This window comes from Microbacterium istanbulense, assembly GCF_037204145.1.
In the GTDB taxonomy this organism is placed as follows: domain Bacteria; phylum Actinomycetota; class Actinomycetes; order Actinomycetales; family Microbacteriaceae; genus Microbacterium; species Microbacterium istanbulense.
In genome coordinates this window covers 523639-535280 of sequence record NZ_JBBDGN010000001.1, presented here as the reverse complement: position 1 = coordinate 535280, position 11642 = coordinate 523639, and the positions used below count along the sequence as shown (strand labels likewise).

Genomic DNA, 11642 nt, shown 5'->3' with positions numbered 1-11642 from the left:
GGTGCCCGGCGTCAGTCGTGACGCTTGTTCTGCGGGCGCAGGATGAAACCGAAGATGCCGTTGATGATCGCGATGAGCAGCGCCGCGACGATCCCCCACCAGAAGTTGCCGACCGTGAGGCCCCAGCCGAAGCCCGAGGTGATCCAAGCGGTGAGCCACAGCAGGAAGCCGTTCACGATCAGCGCGATGAGGCCGAAGGTGAGGATGTAGAGGGGGAACGCGATCACCTTGATCACCGTGCCGATGATCGTGTTCACCAGCGCGAAGATCGCGCCGACGGCGAGCAGCGTGAGCACCAGCTGCAGCATCTCGCCCGGGGGGAACGGCGTGATGTCGACCGCGAGCACGGAGATCAGCGAGACGACCCAGAGCGAGAAGGCGTTGATGACGACGCGAATGATGAAGCGCATAGTGCCACCAGTGTGTCACGCCCCCCTTGGGTTCCTGAGCCCGTCGAAGGGTCCTGAGCCTGTCGACGGTCCCTGAGCCTGTCGAAGGGCCGCGGCCGGAACCTAGACTGATCCCGTGACTGAGCCGATCCTGCCCCGCATCCGTCCTGAGATCGCCGCCCTGCCGCCCTACCGCCAGGGAAAGCAGGCGGGGGAGAACGCGTTCAAGCTCTCCAGCAACGAGAACCCCTTCGATCCGCTGCCCTCTGTCGTCGAAGCCCTCGCGCACACCGCACCGATCAACCGCTATCCGGATGCCACGGCCGGCGCCCTGCGGGCCCGTCTCGCAGAGCGCTACGGCGTCACCCCCGACGGCGTGCACGTCGCGGCCGGCTCGGTGTCGATCCTGCAGCAGCTGATCCTCGCCGCCGCCTCGGTGGGCGATGACGTCATCTACGCCTGGCGCTCGTTCGAGGCGTACCCCAGTCTTCCGCTGGTCGCCGGCGCCACGGGCATCCCCGTGCCGCTCACGGACGGCGCGCGGCACGATCTTCCGGCGATGGCGGATGCCGTCACCGACCGCACGCGCGCGATCATCGTCTGCACGCCCAACAACCCCACCGGGCCGATCATCACCAGCGCCGAGTTCGCCGACTTCATCGCGCGGGTGCCCGCCGACTGCCTGGTGATCCTCGACGAGGCCTACGCCGAGTTCGTCACCGCCGAAGACGCGGTCGACGGGCTTGCGGAGCGGATCTTCGAGGCGTATCCGAACGTCGTCGTGCTGCGCACCTTCTCCAAGGCCTACGGCCTCGCCGGTCTGCGCGTCGGCTACGCCATCGGTCACCCGCGCGTGCTCGATGGGGCGCGCTCGACGGGCATCCCGCTGTCGGTGACCTCGGCCGCCGAGCACGCGGCGATCGCCAGCCTCGACGCCGAAGACGAACTGCTCGCCCGGGTCGCCGAGGTCGTCGCCCGACGCACCCTGCTCGTCGACGGGCTGCGCGCGCAGGGCTGGGACGTGCCCGATGCGCAGGGCAATTTCGTCTGGCTGCCCACGGGGGATGCCACCGAGCAGGCGGCCGCCGCCTTCGACGCCGCCGACCTCATCGTGCGGCCGTTCGCCGGCGACGGCATCCGCGTCTCGGTCGGCGAGCACGAGTCGATCGAGCGGGTGCTGCGCACCGCCGCGACCCTGCGCTGATCCCGGCGGATTGCCCGCCGTTCCGCCTTCCGAGCGACTCTTAGGGGTCCCGAGTTATACGCGCCCTGGCATGCCGACGGCGGTAGCGTATGACCGTGACCTCGACCGACATGCCCCTCGTTCGCGTCCTGGAAGCGGACGGGACCTACGCTCCGTCGCCCGCCGCCGACGAGTACCTGCCCCTGATCGACGCCCTGACGGATGCCGAACTCGAGCAGTTCTACCGCGACATGGTCGTCATCCGCGCCATCGACACCCAGGCCACCAATCTGCAGCGGCAGGGGCAGCTCGCCCTGTGGCCGCCGAGCCGCGGCCAGGAAGCAGCCCAGGTCGGATCCGCGCACGCCGCCCGCCGCCAGGACACGATCTTCCCCTCGTACCGTGAGCACGTGGTCACCCGCATCCGCGGCGTCGACCCGGTCGACATCATCAAGCTCATGCGCGGCACCTCGCACGGCGGATGGGACCCCACCGACCCGAAGAACGGCAACACCCGCATCTACACGCTCGTGCTCGGCTCGCAGACGTTGCACGCGGCGGGCTACGGCATGGGGCTCGCGTTCGACGGCAAGACCGGCAGCGGCGACCCGGAGCGTGACGAGGCCGTCGTCGTCTACTACGGCGACGGTGCCTCCAGTCAGGGTGACGTGCACGAGGCGATGGTGTTCGCCGCGAGCTACGACGCCCCCGTGCTGTTCTTCCTGCAGAACAATCACTGGGCCATCTCGGTGCCCGTCGAGACTCAGTCGCGGGTGCCGCTCGCTGGCCGTAGCGCCGGTTACGGCATCCCTTCGGTGCGGCTTGACGGTAACGACGTGCTCGCCAGCTACGCCGTCTCCCGCGCGCTGCTCGACCAGGCGCGCGCCGGGCTCGGCCCGCGCGCGATCGAGGCGGTCACTTACCGCATGGGTGCGCACACGACGAGCGACGACCCCACCAAGTACCGCGGCTCTGACGAGGAGCAGTCCTGGGCGCAGCGCGACCCGATCGCGCGGATGCGGGCCTTCTTGCAGAACCGCGGTGCTGGGGCATCCTTCTTCGACGAGGTCGAGACCGAGGCGGCGGATGCGGCAGAAGACCTGCGCGCCCGCACCCTGACGCTCACCGCACCGACGCACGAGACGATGTTCCAGAACGTCTACACCGACCCGCATCCGCTCATGGATGAGCAGCGCGCCTGGCTCGCGAACTACGAGGCATCGTTCGAGGGAGGCCAGCAGTGACTCTGGAGAACATGCCCTTCTCGAAGGCGCTCAATGCGGGCCTGCGCAAGGCCATGGAGAACGACGACCGCGTGCTGCTCATGGGCGAGGACATCGGCGCGCTCGGCGGCGTGTTCCGGGTGACCGAGCACCTGCAGCGCGACTTCGGCGACCGTCGCGTGCTCGACACTCCGCTGGCCGAGTCGGCCATCGTCGGCACCGCGATCGGTCTGGCGATGACCGGCTTCCGCCCCGTGTGTGAGATCCAGTTCGACGGGTTCGTGTTCCCGGCCTTCGACCAGATCACCTCGCAGCTGGCGAAGATCACCAACAGGCACGAGGGCGCGGTGTCGATGCCGATCGTCATCCGCATCCCCTACGGCGGGCACATCGGCGCCGTCGAGCACCACCAGGAGAGCCCCGAGGCGTACTTCACGCACACCCCGGGCCTGCGGGTGGTGTCGCCGTCGACGCCGAACGATGCGTACTGGATGATCCAGGAGGCCATCGCCTCGAACGACCCGGTGATCTTCCTCGAACCGAAGAGCCGGTACTGGCCCAAGGGTGAGGTCGACCTCGAGGCATCCGCGCTGCCGCTGCACGCGTCGCGGATCGTCCGCCGCGGCAACGACGTCACCCTTGTCGGGCACGGCGCGATGGTGACGACGCTGCTGCAGGCGGCCGCGCTCGCCGAGACCGAGGGCACCAGCTGCGAGGTCGTCGACGTCCGTTCGCTCTCGCCCGTCGACTACGGGCCCATCCTCGACTCGGTGCGATCCACCGGGCGGATGGTCTACGCACAGGAGGCGCCCGGGTTCACCAGCCTGGGCAGTGAGATCGCCGCGACCGTGCAGGAACGCGCGTTCTACGCTCTCGAGGCTCCCGTGCTGCGTGTCTCCGGCTTCGACACGCCGTTCCCTCCCGCCAAGCTCGAGGGCACGTACCTGCCGGATGCCGATCGCATCCTCGAGGCCGTCGACCGCTCCCTCGCCTACTGACACCGCTCCTGGGTCCCTGAGCTTGTCGAAGGGCCCCAGCACCTTGGGTCCCTGAGCTTGTCGAAGGGCCCCGCACCACCTTGGGTCCCTGAGCTTGTCGAAGGGCCCCGCACCACCCTGGATCCCTGAGCTTGTCGAAGGGCCCCGCACCTCATCCGCATCCATCCGAGAGGACTCGCGATGACCACTCAGACTTTCACCCTTCCCGACGTCGGTGAAGGCCTCACCGAGGCCGAGATCGTCACGTGGAAGGTCGCCCCCGGCGACACCGTGGCGATCAACGACGTCATCTGCGAGATCGAGACGGCCAAGTCGCTCGTCGAGCTCCCCTCGCCGCACGCCGGCACCGTCGGTGAGCTGCTCGCCGCCGAGGGCGCGACGGTCGAGGTGGGTGCGCCGATCATCACGTTCGTGACGGATGCCGCCCCGGCCGCGCCCGCCGCGCCGGCGGCTCCGGCCGCTGAAGAGGGCGGCGGTGCGGTGCTCGTCGGGTACGGCACCGGGGGAGGGGCCACCTCGCGGCGCAAGCGCCCGGCCGAGCGCCCGGTGCGCTCCAGCGTCGGTGTGATCGCGAAGCCGCCGATCCGCAAGCTCGCACGCGATCTGGGCGTCGACCTCACGCAGGTGACGCCGACGGGCGCCGATGGCGAGGTCACGCGTGATGATGTCGTGGGCCACGCCTCACAGGCGAGCGTGTTTCGCAATATCGAGACGCCCGAGTGGGGCGATGTGCGCGAGGAGACCGTGCCGGTCGCTGCGGTTTCTGAGCAGGCGTCGCAGGATGCGGCGGGCGCCGAGCGCGCGCCGCGAGAGGATGGGCGCACCGAGTCGATCCCGGTCAAGGGCGTGCGCAAGGCCACGTCTTCGGCGATGGTGCAGAGCGCGTACTCCGCCCCGCACGTGACGGTGTGGAAGGAGATCGACGCGAGCCGCACGATGGAGCTCGTGAAGCGGCTGAAGGCCTCGCCTGACTATGCCGACATCCGGGTGTCGCCGCTGCTGATCATGGCGCGTGCCGTGATCTGGGCCGCCCGGCGCACCCCGATGGTCAACGCCGCGTGGGTCGAGACCGAGAACGGCGCCGAGATCACGCTGCGCCACTATGTGAATCTCGGCATCGCGGCCGCGACGCCGCGCGGCCTGCTGGTGCCGAACATCAAGGACGCCCAGGATCTGGGCATGAAGGATCTCGCCCGTGCGCTGAACCGTCTGACGCTCACCGCACGTGAGGGCAAGACGAGCCCCGCCGATCAGCAGGGCGGCACGATCACGATCACGAACATCGGTGTGTTCGGGATGGATGCCGGAACCCCGATCATCAACCCGGGCGAGGCAGGCATCGTGGCCATGGGCACGATCAGTCAGAAGCCGTGGGTCGTCGACGGCGAGGTACGGCCGCGCTGGGTGACCACGGTGGCAGGGTCGTTCGACCACCGGGTGATCGACGGCGACGGCATGAGTCGCTTCATCGCGGATGTTGCCTCGGTGCTGGAGGAGCCTGCACTGCTGGTCGACTGACGCCCGGACTCAGGCGTACGCGCGGAGATACGGCAACGGAACATCCAAGTTGCTCCAGAAAATCGGATCTGCTCCAGATTCGATAGTGGCTCCATGGGATCACTGAGATCGCTGTCAGAGGCGACAGGAGAGCCCTGATGATGGACCGAATGCCCCGGAAGCCACCCGCCGCCCTCGTCGAGCGTTGGCCTGAGACCTCGAGTACAGACCCGGCCGGTGAAACCGTTCGCCGATTCGTGCTGAACCTTCGCGCCGCTATCGGAGATCGAAGCGTGCGCGGGTTGGCGTGGGACGCGGGTGTCGATGAGCGCACCATCCGGCACGTACTCGCAGGATCTGTGTGGCCAGACCTTCGGACGATCTCGCAGCTTGAACTCGCGCTCGGCGTAAACCTCTACCCTGGCGCAAACTAACCGAATCGCTCTATCGATGCCCCTCTCGTTGCACACGCCAGGTAGTCCATAGCGGGACCAGGTGCTAGGAGGCACGCCCTCTCAAATGTTCTATTTCTGTCTGAAAATGAAGTTATAGTGTTCGGTCGGGGACAAACAGTGAAGGGGACGCGATGGAAGACAACGAAGGTCGCCTGTGGGCCGTTGAGACGTTCGGTGCCGATGGTGTGCAGGTCCGGACCTTGGCTCCGGCCATCGTCCGTGAATGCCACGACAAGCTCGCCAACGCCCAGGTCGAGGCCGACATGGAGCACCAGGGCGTCTACGGCAACATCTGGCACCGGTGCCTGAAGGAGTTCGCATCCCAGCTGGGCCGGCTCCCCTCCGCCGAGCGAGTCCCGGTGCCCGGCGCCGGATACTCGGTGGTCGCGTTCGGCGACGTCGTCCTGTTCCCCTGGCGGTACTCCCGCGACGCGGGCGTCGAGATCGGCTCCCGGAAGTTCGCCGTATCTGACGCACGGGTCTCCCTGTTCCGCACGGTCAACGACAAGCGCGGTCAGCAGCTCGATCTCGGGTTCGAACACCCGGAGCTGACCGCCGAGGAGATGGAACTCGTCGACAAGCGCCAGCACGAGGCGCTCGACGCAGTGATGCGTCAGTACTCGCGCGTCGTGGTCGTCGGTTACGCGAGCAACTCCTCCGGCCTGCACAATGTGATGTGGGGTGAGGCGAAGCTCGGCCAGGACGGCTTCCTTGTCTTCTCCACCAGCGAATCGCTCATGGAACTTGCCTCGGTCGCGCTCGTCGACGTGAACGCCGAGGAGAGCTTCGACAGCGGAGACGTCCCCACCGCCATCCTGGAGGTGAAGGAAGCGCAGGGAGGGTCCGATGACTGACTGGGAGCCACCACTCTCACTGTTCTCCTCCATCGACCCCGCCGTTGCCGGTGGCACCTTCGACGCGGAGCGCCTGACACAGGCGCGCTACGCCGCTGGCCTGTCCAAAGCGAAGCTGGCCGAGCAGATCGGCGTAACCCCGGCTGCCATCGGGCAGTACGAGTCGCGGCAGATGAGCCCGAGGCCAGACGTTCTGGCCTCGCTGAGTGACGTGCTCGACGTCCCTGTGGACTTCTTCACGCTCACTGTCGGTCGACCGCTCACCCGCGTGGACGGGATGAAGGCGCATTTCCGGAGCCTACGGTCGACCACCACCCGCGACCGCCAGAAGGCGTTGGCGTTCATTGAACAGGTGTGGGAGCTCGCGAACGCGTTGGAGCGGCGAGTGCGGCTTCCCGAACTCGCGCTGCCGCTCGACCTCGACATCACCAGCCCTGCCGCTGCGGCGCAGGACCTACGGGCAAGGTGGGGTTTCGGGGCGAAGCCCATCAAGCACCTGGTCGCCCAACTCGAGACCCGCGGGCTCATCGTGTCGATCCTGTCGCTGGCGAGCGCCGACGTGGCGAGAGTCGGAGCCTTCTCAACCTCGCACCTGCCGCGGCCCGTGGTGGTCATCACACCGGAACGTGCGATGTCCGTGTATGTGCATAGGTTCACCGTCGCGCACGAACTCGGGCACCTGATCCTGCACCGTGATGCAGCGCCGGGCGACGCGCAACAGGAACGTGAGGCAGACCAGTTCGCCGCTGAGCTGCTGACCCCCCGCGCGCAGATCACCAACATGTTGCCGCGCACCGTCAACTTGCCGAAGCTCGCCACCCTTTCCCAGCACTGGGGCGTTTCCGTGGACTCGCTTCTCATCCGGATGAAGGAGACGGGAACGGTGTCCGAGGTGTCGGTGCGCCGTGGCTATCAGCGTCTCAATCAGCTCCGAGCTGCAGGCGGTGACCCAGCAGAGCCCGTCTCGAACTTTCCCGGAGAGATGCCGAGCATGCTCAGGCAAGCCGCGACGCTCGCCGACGAGACTGGGTACTCCATCGCGAACCTAGCCCGCGAGCTCAGATGGAAGCCCGCGCGGGTGCGCGAGGTACTCGGCGTGGTGGACGAGCGTCCTCAGCTTCGCATCTTGCCGCCCGCGTAGCTCAGCTATTCGTGCCGGTCGCTTCCATCTCCGCTCCGGCATCGGCGAGCTGCGTTCCAGGCGGACGGCTCGCAGGCTCCGGGCGCCTCATGAAGTCTCTCCAGTACTCGGCATAGTCCGAGTCGAACCCTTCGCGGAAGCGCAGCATCTCGTTCGGCGGCGCAAAGACTGCCCCCTGCATGAGGTAAACCTTGCGGTGCAGCGAAGGCAGGCCGACAAGTTCGTACGTGGACGGCCCAGTAAGGCGGATCTCCGTCCCGTTGGCGCGAAGCAGAGTCGAGGACCGGCCCCACTGGTCGCTCTCGCTGGACACCACTTCGAAGGTGGTTCGCACGCACCCGATCTCCTCGAGCGAGCGAAGGACGACCCGCGCACCGTCGAGCGCAGACTTCACCTCAGCAATTGTCGGTGTCCGCTGCTTCCCCTTTGCGTGCAGTAGCCCGTTTCGCGCGCTGAGGATACCGGAGTCGTTGAGTTTGGTCCCGACATCCCGGAGAATCTCGCGAAGCCCGACCTGAGACGCCGCGGTGAGGTCCAGATACGGCAGTGTGTGGGAGAACGGGAACCGCTGAAGGTCTGTCTGGGCGACAAAGCGCGGATAGTCGTCTTGATGCCGCGCGTGGTCAGACTCGTGGTGGCGAAGCTCATCAAGGTGACTGGAAAGCCGCAGGAATCCTTGAACGATCTCTTGCAGACTCGGTCCTTCACTGAGGTCGTTCCGTTCCGCACCGGCCTTTCGCAAGACGGAGGCGTTCAGCCGCTCGATAGTGAACTCGCGCGCTGACTTCAGGTGGAATTCAAACGGTCGGCCGTTCAATGTGTGGTCTGTGAGCAGCGCCCACGTCGCGAAGATGAGCGAATCGAACAGATGCTCTTCCAACGCGACGAAGTAGTTCGAGGAGATCGCGCGCAACTCCTCCTCCGTGGATTCTGTCGCAGCCAGCGCGGTGGCGACGAAGCTCTCCAGCCGGGCGTGGTTCTTCCAGTAGTTGTCGCGGACGTCCGGCCGGCGATTGGGGACGAACCCGAGCTTCCAGAGCATCGAATCGAGGAAGCTCTCGTCATCGCCGCCCATCGCAATGCCTAGACTTTCCGCAGCTTTCTTCGCGCTTTCCTCGCGTGACAGCACCAGAGTTTCTAGGATTTCGCGCGGGCTCGCGTTGCGTAGGAAGCCTTCGAGGCGGTCCTCGGTAGTCTCGCCGGGTCGTCCGCGCAGGAGCCAGGCGAGATCATTCATCTCCGTCGCCGAGGTGGAGTCGAAGAGAGATCGGGCTAGGGATGTCAGTCGAAGGAGAGTGACCGTCGAGCTGCTGGGAATGATCCGGTAACCCATGCTGCTCAACTCCGACCGTAGCTGCCACGCACCTGAACGTGCACGGTGATTGACGACCGGGCGTCAGACTTCCCCGTCAGGGATGACGATGTCCCCGTCACGGACGAGCGCGTCGAGTGCCTCCGCAAGGAACTCATCGGTCTCAGTCAGCAGGAGATTCAGCAGGCTTGCACGATCTAAGTCTTCCGACCACTTTGAGATGTCGCCGGAGAGACCGAACGCGTTCGACCAGGCGTAGGTGCGGCCACTGCTCGTGTCCCAAACTCTCTGAAGCAGCGTCCGCAGCTCAGCGTCACCGAGGCCGTCGCCGAGAAGATACGGCAACGTCGAGAGATCATTGATCTCGTACGGGTTGTGGCGGTCCCGAGCAAGGTCTGTAGCGAAGCCGGACCAGTCGGACGGGTCGTGGGCGGCCAGCCGGAGGATGCGGCTCACCGCTGGTCGGTGATGGTTGACCCCAGCTTCCCGACTCGTCGTCAGTCGCACTCGGTGCACCGCTGAACACGCGATGTCGCTGCAGTGCTGAATGGGGATCTCGATGGTCGGGTATAGCCGACGTTCAAAGTCGAGTCGGTGGAGCCCGAAGGGTCCTATCAGGAAGTGCCCGTCGTGAAAAACGCCCTGCGATCGTGCCTCAAGGAGAGCCATCGTGTCGTCATGTTTGAGAAAGCGGCGTTCCTTCGGGAATTGCTCGGCGGCGGCGTCGTAGAGCTCCCGGCCGAAGATCAGCGGGTACAGGATGCGCTTCTCTTTGATGAGCTCGGAGAATCCAGCGATGAGCCGGTCCATGTCGATCCGGTCAATGTCGATGAGCGGGTCGACGTGCGCGAGGGACAGCAGGCAGAGCAGATTCGCGTCCTTCGTGTCCACGGACTCCTTGGTGATGAGCTGGTCGCGTAGCTTCTTTCCCGAGTCGCTGAGCACGATGGCACGGTTCACCTCATCCGAGGTCTTGAAGTCGGCTCCGATGACTGATTGGGTGAGAAGGTGCACGAGCGTTCGCAGATCGAGGAACCGCTCCCGCCACTTGTCATCCGTATACTCAGCAGCGAGATCCGCCCGAGTTCGCGTCGCAGACGACACCATCGACCCCCTAGTTCGCGTCCCCACGGACGAGCTGAACTCACAGTACAGGGGACTGCCTAGGCACATCGGTGCAGAACGCCACCACGAGCAGACGGCCTCAATCGTCATCCGCCACACTCACGGCGTTGCCCCACACCCAACACCGGAACGTCTGCTCGCCCGCGCGGCACGGTCCGCGGACCGCGTCGGTGCGGCCAGGGGTCACGTCATCTCGCATCACGAATGACCGGTAGCCGAAACTACACCCCGCAACGCACTCTGAGCTCCTGGGAGATGCCGCGGAAGGCTCTGCGCCGGAGCGCGGTCACCCGGCCTCAGGCGTACGCGCGCAGATACGGCAACGGAACAGGGGCGTGCTTGTATCGCAGCTCCCGCGCGGCACGGAGCGGGAAGTTCGGGTCGCGGAGCACCTCTCGGCCGAGGAGCACGACATCTGCCTGACCGGTGAGCAGGATCTGCTCGGCCTGGCCGGGATCGAGGATCAGCCCCACGGCCGCGGTCGGGATGCTGCTCCGCTGTCGGACAGCGGCGGCGAACGGGACTTGGTATCCGGGCCCTACCTTGATGGGGGCGGGCGCATTTCCCCCTGAGGACACATCGATCAGATCCACGCCCTGCTCCCGGAGCCAGGAAGCGATCTGAACGGTGTCGTCAATCGAGAGGCCGTCCTCGAGCCAGTCGGTTGCGGAGAGCCGCACCAGAAGCGGCACGTCCTCCTCGATCTCGCGCCGGACGGACTGCACGATTCGGAGGAGCAGTCGCGCGCGATTCTCCAACGATCCGCCGAACTCGTCGGTGCGTGCGTTCGACAGCGGCGAGAGGAACTCGTGGAGCAGATATCCGTGCGCTGCGTGGATCTCGATGAAGTCGAATCCGGCGCTCATCGCCCGGCGGGACGCATCGACAAAGGACTGCTCGATCTGCTCGATGTCCGCCAGAGAGGCTTCGCGGGGCCGCGCATATCCGTCGTACGCAAGCGCGGAGGGGCCGATCGTCTCCCACCCTCCCTCGTCGAGAGGCACGCTGGTGTGTCGACGTTCCGCGCCCTGCTCGTTCCAGGCAGGCCAGACGCTGGCCTTGCGCCCCGCGTGGGCAAGCTGAATCCCGATTGCCGCTCCCTGCGAGTGCACGAACAACACGATGCGCGCCAGCGCGGTGGCCTGCTCGTCGTTCCACAGGCCCAGGTCCTTCGCGGAAATGCGGCCCTCGGGTGAGACGGCCGTCGCTTCGACGATGATGGCCCCGGCACCACCCCGTGCGAAGGAGCCGAGGTGCACGAGGTGCCAATCGGTCGCGACACCGTCGTGCTTCTCTACGGCGTACTGGCACATCGGGGGAACCCAGATGCGGTTGCGGAACTCGACTCCGCGAAGGGTCAAAGGTTCGAACAGCTTCTGTGACATGGCGGACTCCTCGGTCTGAACGTACATCACACGAGGCTTTCCACACGCGTGCGTCTATAGTTCCAGTATTCTACGCCTTC

Annotated in this window: 10 protein-coding genes; 6 read left to right on the top strand and 4 right to left on the bottom strand. The window is 66.3% G+C overall.

Features of this window, described 5'->3' with window-relative positions:
• Nucleotides 1-11: 11 nt before the first annotated feature.
• Entirely contained in the window at nt 12-410 is a 399-nt protein-coding gene (locus WDU93_RS02630) for a phage holin family protein (protein ID WP_337317078.1), read from the bottom strand.
• 115 nt (nt 411-525) lie between these two features.
• Here WDU93_RS02630 and WDU93_RS02625 point away from each other — a divergent pair, with 115 nt between their 5' ends.
• The 6 genes from WDU93_RS02625 to WDU93_RS02600 all read left to right on the top strand — a co-directional run bounded on the left by WDU93_RS02625 (nt 526) and on the right by WDU93_RS02600 (nt 7740).
• Nucleotides 526-1593 (top strand): histidinol-phosphate transaminase, encoded by a 1068-nt coding sequence (locus tag WDU93_RS02625; RefSeq protein WP_337317076.1) that lies wholly within the window; start codon nt 526-528, stop codon nt 1591-1593.
• Nucleotides 1594-1682: 89 nt separating this feature from the next.
• Nucleotides 1683-2816 (top strand): thiamine pyrophosphate-dependent dehydrogenase E1 component subunit alpha, encoded by a 1134-nt coding sequence (locus tag WDU93_RS02620; RefSeq protein ID WP_420064034.1) that lies wholly within the window; start codon nt 1683-1685, stop codon nt 2814-2816.
• 11 nt (nt 2817-2827) lie between these two features.
• Nucleotides 2828-3793 (top strand): alpha-ketoacid dehydrogenase subunit beta, encoded by a 966-nt coding sequence (locus WDU93_RS02615; protein ID WP_337317074.1) that lies wholly within the window; start codon nt 2828-2830, stop codon nt 3791-3793.
• Between the two features lie 180 nt (nt 3794-3973).
• Nucleotides 3974-5311, top strand: coding sequence for a dihydrolipoamide acetyltransferase family protein (locus tag WDU93_RS02610; RefSeq protein ID WP_337317072.1), 1338 nt, complete (start codon nt 3974-3976; stop codon nt 5309-5311).
• Nucleotides 5312-5876: 565 nt separating this feature from the next.
• Complete coding sequence (locus WDU93_RS02605; RefSeq protein ID WP_337317070.1) at nt 5877-6599, top strand: hypothetical protein; 723 nt, start codon at nt 5877-5879, stop codon at nt 6597-6599.
• A complete protein-coding gene (locus tag WDU93_RS02600) occupies nt 6592-7740 on the top strand; it encodes a helix-turn-helix domain-containing protein (protein ID WP_337317068.1) in 1149 nt (382 codons plus the stop codon). Before WDU93_RS02605 ends, WDU93_RS02600 begins: the two co-directional genes overlap by 8 nt.
• Nucleotide 7741: 1 nt before the next feature.
• Here WDU93_RS02600 and WDU93_RS02595 read toward each other — a convergent pair whose 3' ends face one another.
• The 3 genes from WDU93_RS02595 to WDU93_RS02585 all read right to left on the bottom strand — a co-directional run bounded on the left by WDU93_RS02595 (nt 7742) and on the right by WDU93_RS02585 (nt 11562).
• Nucleotides 7742-8977: a hypothetical protein gene (locus WDU93_RS02595; RefSeq protein WP_337317066.1), complete on the bottom strand. Its 1236-nt coding sequence runs from the start codon at nt 8975-8977 to the stop codon at nt 7742-7744.
• Nucleotides 8978-9136: 159 nt separating this feature from the next.
• Nucleotides 9137-10267 carry a hypothetical protein gene (locus WDU93_RS02590; protein WP_337317064.1) on the bottom strand — a complete coding sequence of 377 codons (1131 nt, stop codon included), beginning with the start codon at nt 10265-10267 and terminating at the stop codon, nt 9137-9139.
• A gap of 206 nt (nt 10268-10473) precedes the next feature.
• On the bottom strand, nt 10474-11562 hold the full coding sequence (locus WDU93_RS02585) for an NADH:flavin oxidoreductase/NADH oxidase (protein WP_337317062.1): 1089 nt from the start codon (nt 11560-11562) through the stop codon (nt 10474-10476).
• Between the last annotated feature and the right edge of the window lie 80 nt (nt 11563-11642).